14 protein-coding genes and 2 pseudogenes are annotated in these 17,646 nt (G+C 52.1%); 8 read left to right on the plus strand and 8 right to left on the minus strand.

Annotated features, from left to right (window positions below; genetic code table 11):
• Positions 1-151: 151 nt before the first annotated feature.
• Complete coding sequence (locus tag HAPAU_RS18015) at positions 152-814, minus strand: alpha/beta hydrolase (protein ID WP_211263634.1); 663 nt, start codon at positions 812-814, stop codon at positions 152-154.
• Positions 815-821: 7 nt separating this feature from the next.
• Here HAPAU_RS18015 and HAPAU_RS23145 point away from each other — a divergent pair.
• Positions 822-890, plus strand: a pseudogene (locus HAPAU_RS23145) (helix-turn-helix domain-containing protein); the annotation flags it as partial.
• A gap of 984 nt (positions 891-1,874) precedes the next feature.
• Positions 1,875-3,788, plus strand: a complete 1,914-nt coding sequence (locus tag HAPAU_RS18025; protein WP_066385468.1) for a multicopper oxidase family protein — start codon at positions 1,875-1,877, stop codon at positions 3,786-3,788.
• Between the two features lie 53 nt (positions 3,789-3,841).
• Here the strand turns inward: HAPAU_RS18025 and HAPAU_RS18030 are convergent, their stop codons facing one another.
• The 4 genes from HAPAU_RS18030 to HAPAU_RS18045 form a co-directional block, all read right to left on the minus strand.
• Positions 3,842-4,639, minus strand: a complete 798-nt coding sequence (locus HAPAU_RS18030) for a ZIP family metal transporter (RefSeq protein ID WP_066385470.1) — start codon at positions 4,637-4,639, stop codon at positions 3,842-3,844.
• Positions 4,640-4,888: 249 nt separating this feature from the next.
• Positions 4,889-5,743 (minus strand): type IV secretory system conjugative DNA transfer family protein, encoded by an 855-nt coding sequence (locus HAPAU_RS20560; RefSeq protein WP_245634238.1) that lies wholly within the window; start codon positions 5,741-5,743, stop codon positions 4,889-4,891.
• A complete protein-coding gene (locus HAPAU_RS18040; RefSeq protein WP_066385471.1) occupies positions 5,709-6,230 on the minus strand; it encodes a relaxase/mobilization nuclease domain-containing protein in 522 nt (173 codons plus the stop codon). The genes HAPAU_RS20560 and HAPAU_RS18040 overlap by 35 nt, the downstream gene beginning before the upstream one ends.
• Positions 6,227-6,709 (minus strand): hypothetical protein, encoded by a 483-nt coding sequence (locus HAPAU_RS18045; protein WP_066385472.1) that lies wholly within the window; start codon positions 6,707-6,709, stop codon positions 6,227-6,229. Before HAPAU_RS18045 ends, HAPAU_RS18040 begins: the two co-directional genes overlap by 4 nt.
• A gap of 657 nt (positions 6,710-7,366) precedes the next feature.
• On the opposite strand from HAPAU_RS18045, the gene HAPAU_RS18050 reads away from it, so the two are divergent.
• The 3 genes from HAPAU_RS18050 (at position 7,367) to HAPAU_RS18060 (ending at position 9,779) form a co-directional block, all read left to right on the plus strand.
• Positions 7,367-8,359, plus strand: a complete 993-nt coding sequence (locus HAPAU_RS18050; protein WP_066385473.1) for a TSUP family transporter — start codon at positions 7,367-7,369, stop codon at positions 8,357-8,359.
• Positions 8,360-8,507: 148 nt separating this feature from the next.
• Complete coding sequence (locus HAPAU_RS18055; RefSeq protein ID WP_066385474.1) at positions 8,508-9,473, plus strand: magnesium transporter; 966 nt, start codon at positions 8,508-8,510, stop codon at positions 9,471-9,473.
• 156 nt (positions 9,474-9,629) lie between these two features.
• Positions 9,630-9,779 (plus strand): hypothetical protein, encoded by a 150-nt coding sequence (locus HAPAU_RS18060; protein WP_157078557.1) that lies wholly within the window; start codon positions 9,630-9,632, stop codon positions 9,777-9,779.
• Positions 9,780-11,446: 1,667 nt separating this feature from the next.
• Here HAPAU_RS18060 and HAPAU_RS18065 read toward each other — a convergent pair.
• Positions 11,447-11,713, minus strand: a pseudogene (locus HAPAU_RS18065) (helix-turn-helix transcriptional regulator); the annotation flags it as partial.
• Between the two features lie 1,969 nt (positions 11,714-13,682).
• Here HAPAU_RS18065 and HAPAU_RS21310 point away from each other — a divergent pair.
• On the plus strand, positions 13,683-13,991 hold the full coding sequence (locus tag HAPAU_RS21310; protein WP_157078558.1) for a hypothetical protein: 309 nt from the start codon (positions 13,683-13,685) through the stop codon (positions 13,989-13,991).
• 160 nt (positions 13,992-14,151) lie between these two features.
• Here the strand turns inward: HAPAU_RS21310 and HAPAU_RS18075 are convergent, their stop codons facing one another.
• Positions 14,152-14,760: a hypothetical protein gene (locus HAPAU_RS18075; RefSeq protein WP_157078559.1), complete on the minus strand. Its 609-nt coding sequence runs from the start codon at positions 14,758-14,760 to the stop codon at positions 14,152-14,154.
• A 422-nt stretch (positions 14,761-15,182) separates the two neighbouring features.
• Between HAPAU_RS18075 and HAPAU_RS18080 the strand changes: the two genes are divergently transcribed.
• Positions 15,183-15,842 (plus strand): coiled-coil domain-containing protein, encoded by a 660-nt coding sequence (locus HAPAU_RS18080; RefSeq protein WP_066385484.1) that lies wholly within the window; start codon positions 15,183-15,185, stop codon positions 15,840-15,842.
• A gap of 166 nt (positions 15,843-16,008) precedes the next feature.
• Here the strand turns inward: HAPAU_RS18080 and HAPAU_RS18085 are convergent, their stop codons facing one another.
• The gene (locus HAPAU_RS18085; RefSeq protein ID WP_066385485.1) at positions 16,009-16,893 is read right to left on the minus strand and encodes a hypothetical protein; all 885 of its coding nucleotides are present in this window, start codon (positions 16,891-16,893) and stop codon (positions 16,009-16,011) included.
• A 181-nt stretch (positions 16,894-17,074) separates the two neighbouring features.
• Here HAPAU_RS18085 and HAPAU_RS22620 point away from each other — a divergent pair, with 181 nt between their 5' ends.
• A complete protein-coding gene (locus HAPAU_RS22620) occupies positions 17,075-17,203 on the plus strand; it encodes a hypothetical protein (protein ID WP_245634275.1) in 129 nt (42 codons plus the stop codon).
• Positions 17,204-17,646: the final 443 nt, after the last annotated feature.

A 17,646-nucleotide genomic window follows, 5' to 3' on the forward strand; every position in this document is an offset into this window, starting at 1 on the left:
CTCAATGGTGATGATATTCACTTATGATTAATCAAAAATGGATTGCGCTATTGCCGTATCAGCTGTATTCCGCAGATACGGCGCTGGTATCCCGAGAATATCATTCTATAAAATTTATATTGATACATAGAAGCATCTACTAGCCGTTGTGTTAGGAATTGGCCAGATGTTGATCGAAGAATTCGGTCAGCTTGTCCACGGCTGGGGCGATGTACTCGTCCCTGTCGTAGAGGTCGACGTGCGTCGCGCCTTCGATCGTGAAGAGCTCGGCGTTCTGACCCGCCTGCTCGATCGCGTCCTCGCTGTAGGGTAGCGAGGATGCCTCGGTGCCAGCGACTATTAGCAGGGGCCGCGGAGCGATCTTGTCGACGTCGGCGTACGGGTCGAATTGGTCGAGCAGATCGGCGCTGCGAGCCACCCACTCGTTAGTCGCACGGGGGTGTCGGCCACGGGGCGTTTTGTAGTAATCGACGAGCTCGCGGATGGTCGCAGGAGTCGAGTCGTCGACCTCGTCCTGATCTAGCAGCGCACTGATCAGTTCGGACGGGAAGCCAACGGCCTCCTGAGTACACAACTCTCCTACCTGCTCGACCATCTCCTGGAATGCCTCGGGGTCGGGACTTCGGAACCAGTCTGGCACGTCCGCTGCGCTGACGGTTGCCACAGCCTTCATTCGATGGTCGGCCTGTGCGGCGAACGGGACATAGCCGCCCGATCCGCAGATGCCGAGCACGCCGATCCGCTCGGGATCGAACTCCTCGCGGGTCGTCAGATTCGTTCTCCGTTCGCCCTCGCTCCCACTAGTTAGTATCACAGAGACACTGCAAGCTGATGAAGTAGAATGCGTTCACGCACTCTGTCTTCACTCGGACGTTCGGACGTTTACTGTGCCGATACGGTTCCCCCGCCCTGCCAAACGCGGAGAGCTACCCGGTGCATCGGCGTGAACTACCCCGGGGGACAAGCCCCGAGGCACTCTCGCTGTGTTTTCGGTAGAATCCTATCGACCGATGTCAACGGAACTTCGCTCGCATCCTCCAGCGAATTGAGTTAATCCCGGATGACTTCGGCACGACTCCGATTCGAATCCTCGGCAATTCGGTCCAATTCCTTGTTGAGCCGCACGGTGATCTGTTTCATGTCGTACGCCTTCAGATAGAATTACGTCAGACACTCATCGGGTGGGAAAGGTGTGTCAAAACCTTGGGCAACCGATCGCCTTTCACAAGGCCACGATGTTGCCCAAGGTTGAGAAATGAGGGTCACGATCGTGGATTGAAGGTGAGTGAGCATGGCTCCCCATACTCGCCATGCCACTGATGTGGAATGCTTGAGAAACCTCGGTCAGCCAGCGATTCATCGCATATGGGGGGCCGACATCTACCGATTTGACCACCGTGATCAAAAATCTAAATCTATCGGAGATCGGTGAACAATCCGTCCGCGTCGTCGGCGCGGGTCGCCTCCTGTCCTCGTGGCGCGCTATTCCTCAAGCATCTTAATCTGGCCGTGAATCCAGTCCTTACCTTGTCGGCAGATTACGGCCTCACCAGGGTCAAGTTCCGGAGGTCGCCCTTCGCAAACTGATATTCTTCTTTTTCCTCACTCTCACTCGGCGTACGGTCGGATTCCGAGTTTCGAGTATATTGCTCGAAGGACGTCCCGACGGCCTCACGGAGATAATTCACGCTCTCCAAGTCGGCCGTCCAAAGCCGGATCACCGTGACCATTGCTGATCACGATGAAGACGGTAGGAGTATCGGGGCTATATTTAATAGAAATATAGATCAGATGGTATTTTAATAATAGTATAAATCTAACATGTCTATCCATAACGGAGTGGCAAGCACCCAGCATGGGAGACGGGAAGTCCAATGAAGCACTCCGAATCGACCGATGCGAGAGAACAGACACGTGATCAAATAGTCGAATCATCCCGCAGAAGATTATTGCAAGGCCTGGGTCTACTCGGCTCCGCTGCGCTCTTTAGTACCCCCGGCATGGCCGAAACGAGTTGCCCCTCAACTCAACAACCGATTACGGCAACACAAAGTTCACCAGATCTCGAGCGGTTCGTCGATGAACTACCTCGCCCGAACGTGCTCGAGCCTACTGGGCGAAAAAAGGGCAAGCCACTCTATGAAGTTGAGATGCGCGAAGTAGAGCAACAACTCCACCGTGATCTCCCGGAAACGACGGTGTGGGGCTATGAAGGACAGTATCCCGGCCCGACAATCGAAGCCAAACGTGGCGAAGATGTCTACGTGACGTGGAAGAATAAGCTTCCAACTGAGCACTTGCTTCCTGTTGATACGACGATCCATGGTGCTGAGCCAGATACTCCGGAAGTACGGACAACTACTCACCTCCACGGGGCGAACGTCGAACCCGAAAGCGACGGCCACCCCGAAGCATGGTTCACACGCGACTTCGAAGAGCGAGGTCCCTTCTTCGAGAAGAAAACGTACTGGTACGCCAATGAGCAACCAGCAACCGCTCTCTGGTATCACGACCATGCACTCGGAATTACCCGGTTGAACGTCTATGCAGGCCTCGCTGGCTTCTACTTCCTCCGTGGTAAGCACGAACGAAAGTTTGACCTTCCAAAGGACGACTACGAGATCCCACTTCTGTTCCAAGATCGGACCTTCAATGAGGATGGATCGCTCTTCTATCCCGAGGGTCCGGATGGTGCTGCGAATGACCTTCCCTCCCCGAGTATTGTCCCTGAGTTCTTTGGGGATACGTCAGTCGTCAACGGTAAAGCCTGGCCAAGGTTGACAGTTGAGCCACGAAAGTACCGGTTCCGCATGCTTAACGGCGCGAACAGCCGGTTCTACAACATTGAACTCTTCCAGTACGATGAGGAAACGGATGAGATCACAGGCGATGGACCGCCGATTATCCAGATCGGGAGTGATGGCGGATTCCTCGAGCAGCCTGTTACGATCGAGGACCGGCTGCTACTTGGACCGGCTATGCGTGCTGATACGATCGTTGACTTCTCTGACTATGAAGGCCAGACGCTGTTAGTGCACAACAACGCTCCGACACCGTTCACAGGCGCGTTCGATACGGAAGACGCACAACCACTACCGGAGGTCATGCTCATTGAAGTCACGGAACAGAAGAAAGATGATCATGATCGGCACCAGATACCCACTGAGCTGAAACAAGTGCCGGACTTGGAACAGTGCAAAATCAATCAAGAGCGAGATCTCACTCTTGCTGAAGGTCAAGACGAGTTTGGCCGTCTGAAGCTCTTGCTCGGAACCCAAGAGTCCCCGAATGGACTAGACTGGGATGCGCCGATTACAGAGAACCCAACGGTTGGAGATACGGAGATCTGGAATTTGGTTAATCTCACAGTGGACACTCATCCGATCCACCTTCACTTAGTCCAGTTCCAAGTCCTCGGCCGTCGTCCGTTTGATGTTGACGCCTATCTCCAGGATGCAACAGCAGACGGCAACGAAGTGCAGGCAATCGAGAACTACTATACCGGCGAATCTCAGCCACCGGAAGAGAACGAAGAGGGCTGGAAAGACACGGTTTCGGCAAATCCGGGCGAGGTGACCAGAGTGATCGCTCACTTCGGCGAGTTTGACGGACTGTTCAAGGACTTTACTGGCGAGTATCCGTGGCACTGCCACATCCTCGAACACGAAGATCACGAGATGATGCGTCCATACGAAGTGCTGCCGCGCGACGGTAACGACGAAAAGAAGCACGAAGACGAACACCACACTACAAAGAAAAACGATACTGGAGGGAAGGACGAAGACTAAACGTAGCCAGTCGAAAACAGCGCGAAAAGTAGTATCGCGCCAGACATACTGATTCACACGAACGCGAGTGGAATCATAATTATAACCCCGATTATAATGCCGGTCGCGAGTTCTCTCTTTCCACCACCGGGGAGTTCCGTACCGGTATCCAGTGCCTCGGGAATGAATTCGGTTAATACAAGATAGATCATTGCGCCAGCAGCGAACCCGAAGCCGAAGGGGAGAAACTCCCGAGCCACACGGACGAATGTGAAGGCGATAACAGCACCAATCGGCTGTGGGAGACTCGAAAAGACTGCCCACCACACCATCTTCCAGTTGGGGACGCCCATTGCCTTCAAGGGGATCGAGATAGCGGTCCCTTCTGGAATGTTGTGAATTGAGATCGCGATCGTCATGAAGATTCCCAGCAACGGAATAACCACACCGAAAATCTGTGTACCTCCCTCAAGGCCGATATCAGCGAATGAGACACCGATGGCGATTCCTTCGGGAAAGCTATGAACAGTCAGAATGCCAAGAATGAGTACAAGCTTCTTGAAGTCGGCCTCCTCGTACTCGTGTGGGTCAATATCGGAATCTAGTAACACATGGTGGGCAACAACGACTAGGAGGACACCGGCGCCCATCCCTGTAAGGAGTTCTAATGGTGTGCCCTCCGCAAGCCCCTCCTCAACGAGACCGAATACCGACGCAGAAAGCATGATACCCGACGCGAGACCCCAGAGAATAACATTCCTCCTGTCACTGATTGAGTCAAAGAAGAAAAACGGCAGTGCACCAACTCCGGTCGCAAGGGCCGTGATGAATCCAGCGACGAACACGAATGCGAGATTTTCAAGAAAGGCCATTGTCTACTGCTTCAAATAAGTGTTGTATCCTACTAGTAAACCACCCTGCCCTACTCGCTCTTTCGGGCGGGGCGTTTCCCGTGGTGGCGATTTCGACCTGTGGCCGTGCATGGATGTGGCGCAGTGCATGACGACGGTTCGCGGGCGAGGTGGTACTCCGGTCGGCCTTCAAAAGCCGATCGGGATGGACGCGCCCAAACCAGGGAGTGGTCGTCTCACCCGACGGTAATTTCGTTCCAGATAGACATGTTATAATGTCCCGACTAGGCGCTGAGTGAAGATAGCACTTTGCTCGATGAAAGACTCAAACCTTTCTGTACAAGACCGATCGTTGCACAAAGCAAAAAAAGAGGCCCTATCCTCGAGCAGCTGTATCTGACCGTGAACCCATCCACTACCCTGCCGGCAGATTACGGTCTCGCCGGGGTCGAAGTTCCGGAGGTCGCCTTTCGCGAACTGATACTCCTCTTTCTCCTCACTCTCACTGAGTGTATGGTCGTCGCCTGAATTCTGGGTGTACTGTTCGAAAGACGTCCCGACAGTCTCGCGGAGGAAGTCCACACTTTCCTCGTCGGCTGTTCGGAGGCCGATCACCGTAACCATACCCGACAGCAGCGCGTGGGCACGTTCCTTCCCGTATGTGTCTTCGAGTTGCGCCACCGACTGAAGCGAGAGAATCGCCTGGCAGTTAACGCCGCGGCCGACGTTGATCAGCTCGCCGAGACGTTTGATCGTCGTGTCCAGATGCTCGATCTCGTCGAGGAGATAGTACGCCGATCGGTCGGGGTCGTCCATGCCGTGCATGATGGCCTGGTCGATTAGATAGCGGAACACGGGCGCGATCGTGCCAGACTGTCGTATCGGATAGTCGAGCACGAGGACCCGACCGTCGGGGTTCTGCATGTACTCGCGGATAGAGAACTCGCCGCTCTCCGCGAAGTCACCGACGAATAGGTCTGTGACCTGCTGTTGAGCCGTCGCGAATACGGAGCCTGCCTGGCGCTCCGTCTCAGGGTTGATAATCCGGCCGTTCCTACAGCGGCTACCGGCAGGAGGGGTTCGACGACCATTATCGTCCCCTCCCGCTTGCGCGGCGACGTTCATCCTCTAGCTCTTGCTCTTGGTTCTTGCGTTCGTTCTCGCGCTCTTGTTCTTGCCGACGGTTCCGATACCGGGAGCGTTCAACCATCCGCTCGTTGGCGTGCTCTCGCGTCTCCTCGATGTCGCCCTTATCCATGTAGAGGTCCGTCTTCTCGCCCGTCATGGCGACGTGGGCGTGCGGGTGTTCGGTATCCCGATGGACGGAGTAGGCATACGTGGCTGTTGGTCGCCCCTTCGTGAACTGTTCCATCGTCTTCCTCGTTTCCCGCCCGAGTTCGTCGTTACTCAGGTCGTTCCCGTTCTCTGGGCTGATTATCATGTGTCTCTCGAATTGGTGGCGTTCGCTCTTTTCGACGAACTGTTCTTTTCTCTCGTCGGACATGGGTCGGTCAGCCCTGTCGCAGACCGGCGTATCCCCCTCCCTGCCGATGTAATTCACGAGATCACCCGACCCCGTGTCCCGGTAATCGGTGTCGAGATAGGTGGTCATCTGTCTAGCAACTCATCCACGCTCGACGCTTTCCCGTCCGAGCCGTTCGATTCCGAGTTGTCCTGGTCTTGGTCGCCGTCCTCCTGGTCGTCGGTATCGTCGATGATGTCGTGGTCCTCCAGCGGGTAGCGAAGCCGTCGAGCGCCCGTTTCGAGAACGTCTTTCCGGCGGGCGTCCGGGTAGTTCTGCTTCAGCAGTTCGAAGTTCGCGACCGAGTAGGCGCCGGCCCGTGCGTTCATGTCCTTTGTAGCCTGGGCGATCTCGGTGAGGTCTTCTTTTGCCTCTGCGATGAGGGCCTCGATCCGCTCCTCGGCGGAGAGATCCGTGGCTGCCTTCTCGACGCCTCGGCGTTTCCGTTCGGCTTGGGCGAGTTTGTAGACGTAACTCGAGAGTGTTTCGCCTTCCTCGTTGGCCTCGCTTTGGAGGTGGTTCTTTTCGCTTTCTGATACATACACTGAGATTACTGTATCGCGGGTCATGTGTTGGTTAGTTCTTTGAGGGGTGGGTATGCGGACTGCCTGCGTCGATGTTTTGCCGGTAAGTGGAGCAGTAGGTTAACTAGAAAGCTCCGGGCCTGTCGACCTCAGGCAGTGGGCATACCTGGCCAGTCGAAGAACGTGGGCATATCAATCGTGTCTGTATATCTGATACTTTTGATTCATCTCGCCTTGTGCAACACACTTCTCTTCTCACAAGGACGGTTGTTGCACAAGGGAGAAGCCACAGAAGGACCTGAATGCCTTGGTTTCATGTCAAACTTCGGCGACCTTACTGATACATAGAACGTGCGAATCTAATGTACTCACTTCCATCATCTAATATAGATGTGGTAGAGCCACTGCTGAATATACAGCGCGAGTGTGGCACGAGTTGAAAGTCAATTTGCGAGGATAGTGTTCGCTTAGTACAGGAGAGGTGATACCCGCTATACAGGAATCCACCCGATATTCGGGCGGCGTTTTATTGAATATACGCGTGGTACGGAGAGTATGTCTCCAGTGTGTAGCCGATCGAGTGCTCCGACCTTCGCTAGATCCGGTCTCGAAACCCTGGTCACTACAGCCAACAAAAAAGGAGGCAACTCACTTCCGATTCGATTTCAGACCGATTCTCCTACCTGCTTGGAGGTATAGTACATGACCGAAAACCCAACGGACGAATCCTCGGGACTCCGCCGAAACATCGGCTCTCGAGCGGAGCAACTCGATGAAGAACGGTCTGCGTTTGAACGGGTTAGACTCTCACGTGCCACGCTAAAACGCCTGGCGTTGGTTGGCGCGTTGTACGTCGGTATTCTCGTGGCAATCTACGTAACCGTCGCCCAAACCGCTGGGAGGGCTGAGTTACAGATAATCCCGACCGTGATCGTCATCGCGTTCGTCTTCGAGGGGCTCGATTCGTCGGCTGGAATGGGATTTGGGACGGCGCTAGCCCCGCTCTTATTCATTCTTGGCTACGAACCGCTTCAAGTCGTTCCAATTCTCTTACTCTCAGAGATGCTGACGGGGCTTGTTGCCGGATTCGTCCACCACGAATTCGATAATGTACACTTCGAATTGGATCCAAGCAATGACGCAACCAAGTTAGTTGCGCTGTTTGCGACCATCAGCTCGGTCGCCGTATTCGCCTCGATCGTCCTCGTCTACGCAGCAGTCGAACTCGATACGGGCCTCATTAAAACGTACGTGGGGAGTGTCGTTGTCCTCATGGGTGCGAGTGGGCTCATTCGTGCGAAAATCGGGACGAGTTTTACATATCGTCCAAAGTTGTTGGTCGGCTTTGCCGTCCTGGCAGGAGTGAATAAGGGTATCGGCGGCGGAGGATACGGACCCGTGATTACTCTCGGACAACTCTTTTCAGGAGTGTACGAAAAGAGTGCGACGGCTATCACAACCCTCTCTGAAGGAATCGTCTCGTTGGTTGGTGTCATCACCTTTTTTCTGATTACGATTCACGGGGTATCGATCGATCCACTGCTTCTTCCGTCGATATTCATCGGGGGCTTCTTTGCAGCAGTCCTCGCCCCATTTCTAGTGCGAGTCGTCCCGAATGTAGTGTGGAAATACGTAATTCCTGGGTACGCGTTCCTCATTGGTATCTCAGCAATTGCTCTCGGTTTGGATGTCTAATCAGGTAGTGAGCCACAATCTGTGTGTCTGGGTCGTCAGTTACGTCCCACACAGGCCGCAATTTAGCCTCACTTAAAAAACACTTGATGGTTACTGCAAGGAGAGCAGCGACTCGTATATCCGTACTGGACCTGTACGTGTCTTGGAGATGTCGTCAAGGAGTATAGGCGGACCAATCGGGAGCATCACATCTACAGAGATTCCTACATGCCAGCCGGAAGACACTCCAGCAACTGTTCTCGACCGACTTGTCGGTCGGACGTGGGAAAGCGCGGATACGATCTACGTCCTCGAGGAGGGGAAGCTCGTTGGTCGTCTCGATATTACTGCCCTCCTCCAATCAACGGACGACGTTCCTCTCTCACAGTTGATGGAGACACCAAGTGCGCAGCTACAGCCCGGTACTGATCGAGAACACGCTATATTTCTCGCGATAAAGGAGGATAGAGATGAGATCCCGGTTGTTGACAGCGACAAGCGGCTCATCGGTGCCGTGACCTCCCAAGCCATCATCGATACGATGCACAGGGCACACTTTGAGGATATACTCCTCCGTGCAGGAGTGCAAAAGACTGGGCGTCAGATCCTAGACGAGCCGTCCGCTCGTGTTCGCATCGCTGTCCGGAGCCGGGCTCCGTGGCTTTTGTTCGGTCTGGTAGCCGGGTTGCTTCTTAGCGTTATCTCGAGCCAGTTCGAGGCAACCATGCAAGAGACGATCGCCCTTGCATTCTTCCCGCCCGTCATCGCGTACATTGCCGATTCAGTAGGAACGCAGTCAGAAGCCATCGCAATCAGGGCGTTTGCGATTGCTGACGTTGATTATGGTAGCTACATCCAACAAGAACTCCTCGTTGGGATTATCCTCGGCACAATGATCGGGATTCTCGGCGGAGTTGGAGCGACGGTTATCGCTGCCTCGTCACAGATAGGGTTTGTCGTCGGACTGTCGCTGTTCGTTTCGAGTACCGTTGCAACCGTTCTCGCCTCCCTCATCCCGATTGGATTCATTCTGCTGGACGTGGACCCGGCACTCGGCAGTGGTCCGCTTGCCACTGCGCTTCAGGACGCCTTCAGCATCGCAATCTACTTTCTTTTTGCACTTACCCTGCTTTGATCCGTGATTTTTGAAATCGGGCCGCGAGTTGATTTGGCCAAACTAATATAACTGTGAAAGGGCGACGCTCGTATAAGCAGTTCACGAATGAGAGTGAGCTTTAGAGCGTCTGAGAAGGTTGATGATTTCCTTGAAGAAGAAGCAGAGCGACGTCTGATGACAAAATCGGGCGTTGCGCAGATGTTTGTTGCTGAGCGATACCATCAGCTGCAGGAGGATCAGGAGGAGCAAGAAGTGTCCACAGTTGACAAAACTGATGCCGAGGAAGAAGACTCGCCGGCTAGTGACCTCAATTACAGGAAATGACCATACAATACGGATCTTATCGCCAGGCGGGCGAAGGCGCGCGCTAGCGGAATGAATTATACTGTGATCTGGCGATCTTTCTTGTATAGAGGCTCTCCCGTACAGATTGGCCAGAGCCCTCTCGCTTTACGTGATCTTCTGGATAGTTAGAATCGGTAGATCCATGACCGGCACAACCGCGCTCTATGCCTGCGTCTCGACAGACGTTCAAAGCCTCACTTTCCTACGAGAGAGTGTTACGCTTCGGGGACAGCGGCGACCCTATGATATCCACTGATGATTATTTGAGTAATCAGTAGTGACTGCCCAATCCGAAGCTGGAACCACTCATCGACTCCAGCGGCGTCTTGCGGCTCCAATCATGGCAAGGTGTTCGTAGTCGATTCACCTGTTGGTTTGGCGTCGAAAACCCCTCCGAGTCGGAGAGGTTCTCATGAACGAGAAAGTTGGGTGGGTATGCGTGCAGCCAGGGGCTAGGCAGGCTGCAGTAACTCATAGAGTATTAATTGTATTAGTTAATAGGTGTTTATCGACAAGGATTGGTTAACCTTGTGCAACATCTGTCAAGTGAGGACGGGTGATATTGCACAAGGTATCTGAACAGCTCTTTCTCCACTTTCTCTGGCAAGACGACTAGCCCAGCCCACACCGCAGGGTTCCTGTGAATTCAACACTCAGTAGCGACAACCCAATTGAGTGCTAGATTTAATAACTAGTAGTGTGCATCTAACGGTCGGGTACACGCCCAAAGGAGAGTGCAGGACTGAGGCCATAGTTAACTCCTGCACTCCACCGCAGGCGCTCAGGCGTATGCCCTTCTCCAGAACACAACCAGAGAGTCACTTCGATCCCTCTTTTTGCGAATCGAGAGACTGGTCATCCACGCCTGGCACATATCATTAGCAGCCGAAGGATCATATATCTTATCATTATATTGAAATTAATATGATATGAAGAAATGATAGAGTGATTGGAGCGATAATAAAATTACTGTGAAAACCATAACGAACGTTCTAGCCTCCTGATAACTAATATATATGTATTACTACTAGTTCACGGGAGGGTCACCCTCCTACTCCCGGCCGTGGCCTCAGGGCCGGGAGGCTGCGTCATCTTCAGATTGTCAGTAGATGTCGAGACGGTGGTACTATCGGTGAGACACGGTCCAACGTGCACTCGTCACTAAAGTCCAATATTCGAAATTTATAATCAAAAATATTAAGTATGTTGACATAATAGTAATTGGTGGCGGTCGCCTCCCCTGTACGCCGCCACCGAGGGTACCTACCCCTCCGATCATTATTGGACCTCCCACGCCGGGAGGTTTTTGCTAGCACGTCAGATCTCACATCAGTGTCGCCATTAGTACCGCCTTCACTCTCGGCAAAGGTGACTGCTAGAGCTTCGATTAATAGTCACATCAAGGATCGGCTGACGAAGATCATATTCGGGGTACCTGTTCGGCAGGTACTGCCGACCTTGTGCAACATCGGTCATCTTGAAGCGAGATTGTTGCACAAGGTTTGCTTATCGACGGAATTGAGTGAGAGACGAAGACAGGCGATTCACTCAGCCAATTCACCCCCCGTCGATTCGGTCTTTGTGTCGTCTCCTCCTTCATCCTCGTCTGTGGACTCTTCAGCTGTCGATTCGCCGGTGGAGAGGGCGATATACTGCTCTTCCCACGCTTGACGAGCCTTGATCTCACGCTGGCCCCGGGCCATCAGTGCATAGTAGTTCGACCGACGATCGACCTCACCTTTCTCAATTAGTCCCTTGTTCCCGAGTGTATCGAGGTTCGGGTAGAGTCGACCGTGATGAACCTCAGTCTCGTAGTAGTCTTCGAGTTCGGCTTTGATTGCGAGGCCATTGAGCTGGTCTCCGCCAGCGATTACATACAGGATATCACGTTGGAAGCCAGTCAAATCGTCCATGATCTCGCTATCAACACCCAGACATACTAGTATTCAGACCATAGCAATCGACAGGGCCGTGGTAGGATGCTGGAACAACCGACATAGCCCACCGGTGGACTGACTACTACCAGAGTCAACCCGAGCCGTGTACTCTCTCCTCTCTCCCGCTTTCCAGACCGTCTCGTAGTGGTGGCGAACCATGCTGTCTCTGGCGAACCCGACCCAGCATGAAAGAAGGATGACGACGGCTCCGCTGACTAGGTGATCACTCGATAAGATCGAGCGACGAGAGGAGAGAGGAATGGGAACGACTCCTAAACGACGTGCGAGTTAGAGTCCGATAACTGCCCATCCCGACAGTATACTATCAAGAGTGTGATCGAAGGTCAGCGGTAGAGTTGATATTCGATCCCAGGTTCACACAGGTCCTCGTTCGTCTGAGGCCAGTGTCGGGCAGATCTTCTCAATTCCCCTAAATATGCCAACGTATTTGTCACTGTTGTACATACCCTCAGTTACGGCGCCAGAGCCAAGAGGGAGAAAGCGGGGGCTGCACTCGTGGTCAACTGCACTCACCCTACTGACGCCGTGAAGGTGCCTCTGACATTTACCTTCGCTCCGTAATCCAGTAGGGTGACTTGTTGTAGCAGAGTCTATAATATAGGCTTTTTGTTGGGTTGCGTTTACATTCGGCTCTGCCGTAGAAGTCCATAACTAGATTTCTGACCGTTCACCACCCGCAAAGGCGAATTACGTACAGACCCTACATGAAATATCACCTATATTACTAATATAATTGACAGTCTACGGGATAATGCGGTCACTGCGACTCATGGTCAGTTGCGGTTGATCCCACCCTACAGTACCTCTCCACCCCGAGAGGTTTTAAAGGAGAAACTCTAGAGATCGGTTCAGGTGAACCGCTGTAACAAGTGAAAACGCAAGCAAGCGGCAGGTCTAATACACTACTCTTTTCTTGAATTGGAGGGGTTTCATAAGATAGATACCGTATAATTAAAAACCAATAACGGTATAGCACTCAATGGCGGGTGACCGCCACAACGGAAACCACTCCGTTGGTCATGTTGAACCTCTCCGATTCGGAGAGGTTTTATAATTGTCAGGAGTGGAATCGCTAGATAGCGGTGAGGTCGGCAATCCGAGGTCCGGTGTATCGTCAATCTACTTTTGATTAAATACTCTACAAGCTGGCACACTCGTCGCAAAGACGGGTGGGTGACTAGTCGGGATATCAGAGGCACCCGATGTTCCCATGCTAACAATCCCCACCCGCTAGTTGAATGTAGATATTCCTCATCAATATATTTTCCCCTCACACAGAACACATAATAATTCCTTCAACTGTCCCGTGATTAGTTCTGAAATCAGAAGTGGACTAACACCGGGCGCTTAGCAGTTACTCGCTCTGTCGCTCCTCAACAGGAATATCCGCGTCGGCGGGTTCGGTTCCCGTTTCATCGGATAGAGTTTCCGTGTCGGTGGCTTCGAGCTCTTTGATTCTCTCGCAAATGTGAATCTGGCAGATCTCGAGTCCAGGAGCGGCTGAGTTGCTCGCCCTCCGTGTCTGATGGGTGGAACCCCCTGATTTGCCAAGGAAATCCATACTCTGAGAACATGCTGTACTATTTGTCTATTGTCGAGTGCCAGTCCGCTCTGCCGAATTTTTTTGATTGACACTCAACAATGGGTGGCGGGTGGAGATGATTAGGATAGGGGACCAAGGTGCCTCTGACAGCTCCTATAAGGCCGGTCATCCATCCGCATTTTGTAACGAATGGACTGATCGACTCTACTAAAGTCCCGCAGACAGAAAAGTGTTGGCTAGATAATCACAATATTCAACCACTACTGGTTAGATACACACTTCGTACCCCGTATGCCGCCGTGCGATCTCCTAGCCACTGACGATCGAATATATGGGCATCTGCAATTCTACTTCAAGACCTGCTGTATTTGATAGTCATTCGTGGGTGTATCATCTGTAATAGCCCTAAGAGAAGGAATTATCGCTTCTGAGCATCGACAGAGCAAAGAAACTAACGAGTTTTTAGAAGAAAGACTCACTCAGGGATCTCGCGAAGAATTGTTGTTCCGTACTGGTGCAATTGATTCGGGGCTAAAAGGCGAAATGAAACAAGCACGAGAATTTCGCAATGAGATTATCCATAATTCATCCAAACGAAAGGTGATTGAAGATACAGAGAATATAGAGGATCAGGTAAATAGAGGCCATCGCATTGTAGATAAGCTATGGGAACAAATAACAGAGCAGTAAGAAGAGAATCGCTAAATAAGGATATAATATATCTATAATATTTGAAGTTAACCTACTGCTATTTCACCGACTACTCTAATCTACGACCAAAACCAGCTCGTTGCACAAGGAATGAGCTTGATTACCGCATACCAGTTGACACTATCTTCCGCACATTGACTTACAGCGTACGACCACGATCCGAAGGTATCCCTTTTGACGACTGGTGGCCCAAGAACATCTGAACCAAGTCCCGAATAAAATCGCCGTATCCGAGCTCAGAGAACAGTGACCGATTCGAATCATAGCGAAGAAGCTCAGTTATAATTCCCTCCTGTTCCGGTGGGTCCCACGAATGCAGTTGATCAGCCGGGAGTTCCTCTCGATACTCCTCCTCCAAAAACGTCGCGACAGTTCGGGATGCAATCTGACGAAGGTAGCTGAAATCGGTGTAACGGGCTCCATCCGCCTTCATCGTAGCGAGAACCAGGTCCTTCGTATCGAACCGTGTTGCATCGAGTATCTGTGCGATTACCCATGGCCGGGCACACTCATTCCCGTAGACGAGAGATTGGTTCGAAGGATCCGACACGAGGGTCTTGTTTAGAATGACACGCGGCGTTCCGTTCTGAAAGCCGATGATGAATGGATAGCCACGTAGATAGACGTCCTCGCGTTCTCGGTACATCTGGATCGGGAGAGCGCCGATCCACTGCTCATCAGTTGCAATGCCGCTCCATGCTTCCTGTGTGGTCAGAGACGTCGAGACCTTACCTCGAGCGTCAGCCAATCGTCGCGAGGCTTGTACTACCGCCTAGGGAATAGTCTCGGGGAGGGGCCGATCACTGATATACTCATCAAACGCCTTTCGTTGGTGAAACTTTGCTTTGTGTAGCTGCACGGCCAGAATCGTTTGCACGTCATGGCTATCGATCTCATCAGCAGTCTTGATTTGGTTCCGGTACTGTTCTCGGAGTGGTTTATCTCCCATAGTCCGTACTTCTATTTGGAGTAGAACCGGATAGCGATTGCCGGAATCAACAACTCGACGCCGTCTGTTGATTTACAACTCTCATTTAAATTCAATTTATATAAGGTCGTCAACGAGTCAGAGGGCAGCCAGGTAGTTCTGTAATCCAGCTCTTTTACCCTTCATCCTAACCAGAAGAGTCCCCAAGTAATTTTGACAGAAAACTCGTCTCCGGAGGTAGAATGGAGCTCCCGTATAAAATAAAAGAAGGAGTCAAGGAGAACTCCTTTCTCCTGAAACTCGGTCTGGTGGTCTTTAGTGCTGTCTTCATCATCAGTGGATCGTCAATTTTCACTACTCAATCGGTGGTAGGTGGAGTATTGATTTTCATGGGAATTATCCTTGACCTGGGGGTATTAGGGATCTACAAATTGGAGATTGAAACCATCCAAAACGAAATTGAAGCTACACAGTCCGAGATCAGCCGAACTGAAAATGAGGTAGAAAGGACAAAAGGAGAAGTGGATACTACGAAAAACGAAATATCCAGTATACGGGATGAAGTCAACAATGCAAAAGAGGAGATATCGGAGACTAAAGATGAAATAGAGGATATGCAGGATTCTCTCTACGAAAAATTCGGGAGATATAGGGGCCGAGATAGCTTGGAAAGGAGGACAAACGAATTAGAGGAACGTATAGAAGACTTAGAAGAGCATGTTGAGGAATTACAGGATGTTACGTACTCACGGAGTAGTGGATATAAGGGTAGTGACAGTGTTGAGGATCGAACTGATGAACTTGAAGAACGGGCTAACGAGCTTGAAGATGCTATCGAAGATTTGAAAGATGAGTTGAATGACTGGGAGAAAGATCTCGGCGGTAAAGGACGTCGGTTCTAGCATCTGTGAAATCGCTAGTCAGCACCTTCTTATCTCCGAAGCACGTACGTGGTAGCATAATGGAGTTTGACGAGTTCAAGGACGCCCTCGAAGAGAACACAGAGGAACGTTCGGAACTCAGTAAGGGCGCCTATGAAACCGGACGTCGATTGGCCCACCTCCCCGACTAACGAGCTGCCCGAAGACGATCAGCAAACGCCCGTTTTCCGTCATCCGTTCGCTCACGTAGCTGCGGTGCTCCCACTTGCTCAAGCACTGTCGAGACGATGAATTCCCGCGTGAGATCGAGATGGCGATCGGCATAATAGTCCCACGGATCAGACCGCTCTAAGTCAACACTCGAGAGCTCTATGCGAATCCCTTCTTTCCGTTCAGCAACTTCATACCCGTACTGACGTGCCCAATACAACAGTTGGAGATTATTACGGAGCGTAAGAAGCCGCTTTGAGTCATAGATATACCCCTTGATCCAGTCATACCATTGGCCTGCTTCGCCAGTCGCTGGGAGGGTAGCACTGGGATCATATGACGCAAGATACCGGTCAAGGAGGCTAAGCCCCGTTCGATGATTCGTATTGGGCATCGGATGTGTGAGAATGAACTGAGAGAGAAGTTCGGCTCCAACCTCGGGTACTGACTGGCGCCATTCAACGCTATTGAGGATTGCAGGAATCGCCTCCAGATCCATTTTCTTATATGTAGAGAAGGTGCCATCGGCGTCTTCTGTCTCCGAGATGATTCCATCGAATGCATCGATCACGACGAAGAGAATCTGTTTGTCAGTATCCGAAAAGTTCGCATTAAGCCAGTCAAGAACCTCTGCAGTCGTCTCGAACGACTGGTAGGCGGCGTCAAATCGAGTTTTCGTATAGAGGAGATAGAGCTGATCGCCGTCGATTATGTCTTCGCGGACCGCGACTTCGATATCTGGATTCTCTGTTAGAGTCTGCGCTTTCCGGATTCGGTCTGTCCACTCATCAGTAATAAATTTGAGACTGAAACGGCTATCAGCAGGATGGTGGAGCTGTACGACTGGCGGTGCATCAGCCATGGACACGCGGTTGTTCAGCGGCGAGCATCGTTAATTGTTGGGTACGCAATGCGGACGGAGAAACCGATACATCGAGTGGATGTCCGAGGTTCCTGTAGCGTTCGTCCAGCGAATAAGCGAAGCAGCCTTCCTCGTCGACGATCCGAAGCTCTAGCTGGAAACCCTCACGTCAATTCCTGGGATCGGGCCTGCGACTGCCACAGTCGTTCTCGCCTTTCATGATCCGACGAACTACGCAGTCGGTGATCGATACATGGTTGCAGCCCTCTCTGGTGAGGATCGAGCACTACGGTTCTCTGACTACCCGTGACTCCTCACTGAGTTCCGTGACCGAAACCCAGGTGGGTTCGATCTCCGGACTGTCAAGACGGCATGCTATCAGCAGTATCGAGAGAGACACGATGTCGGCCGGTGGTGAGGAGCCTATCCGTTGAATAAAACCGCCAGAGGGTAGTCGCTCCGCAAAGAGAGTCTGCCTTGTGCAACACCTCGCATCCAAGGACGTGTTGTTGCACAAGGCTGACCAAGCCAAGAGATGGTAATTCGTGCACACAGTCGCAGATGGTACAATCAGTAGCTCTGTTGAAATCCGCAGAATGTGATGAGAACGAGGTGCTGCATACAGAGGTTCTATGCAGCAAGCGAACCGTGTTCGGCGTCCCCGCGTGACACTTACCGATATGTGACATTCCGCAGCTCCTGGTCCGGCGGTCGATCCGGAGTTCTACCCCGTGTTTAAGTCGCAAGGCGACC

Origin of the sequence: Halalkalicoccus paucihalophilus (assembly GCF_001593955.1) — an archaeon.
GTDB classification, from domain to species: Archaea; Halobacteriota; Halobacteria; order Halobacteriales; family Halalkalicoccaceae; genus Halalkalicoccus; species Halalkalicoccus paucihalophilus.

Coding starts and splice junctions, on each gene's coding strand:
- HAPAU_RS18080 (WP_066385484.1), top strand. CDS start 15,183: ATGGAGCTCCCGTATAAAATAAAAGAAGGAGTCAAGGAGAACTCCTTT.
- HAPAU_RS18055 (WP_066385474.1), top strand. CDS start 8,508: ATGTCGTCAAGGAGTATAGGCGGACCAATCGGGAGCATCACATCTACA.
- HAPAU_RS18025 (WP_066385468.1), top strand. CDS start 1,875: ATGAAGCACTCCGAATCGACCGATGCGAGAGAACAGACACGTGATCAA.
- HAPAU_RS18085 (WP_066385485.1), bottom strand. CDS start 16,893: ATGGCTGATGCACCGCCAGTCGTACAGCTCCACCATCCTGCTGATAGC.
- HAPAU_RS18030 (WP_066385470.1), bottom strand. CDS start 4,639: ATGGCCTTTCTTGAAAATCTCGCATTCGTGTTCGTCGCTGGATTCATC.
- HAPAU_RS18050 (WP_066385473.1), top strand. CDS start 7,367: ATGACCGAAAACCCAACGGACGAATCCTCGGGACTCCGCCGAAACATC.
- HAPAU_RS18040 (WP_066385471.1), bottom strand. CDS start 6,230: ATGACCACCTATCTCGACACCGATTACCGGGACACGGGGTCGGGTGAT.
- HAPAU_RS18045 (WP_066385472.1), bottom strand. CDS start 6,709: ATGACCCGCGATACAGTAATCTCAGTGTATGTATCAGAAAGCGAAAAG.
- HAPAU_RS18060 (WP_157078557.1), top strand. CDS start 9,630: ATGACAAAATCGGGCGTTGCGCAGATGTTTGTTGCTGAGCGATACCAT.
- HAPAU_RS20560 (WP_245634238.1), bottom strand. CDS start 5,743: ATGAACGTCGCCGCGCAAGCGGGAGGGGACGATAATGGTCGTCGAACC.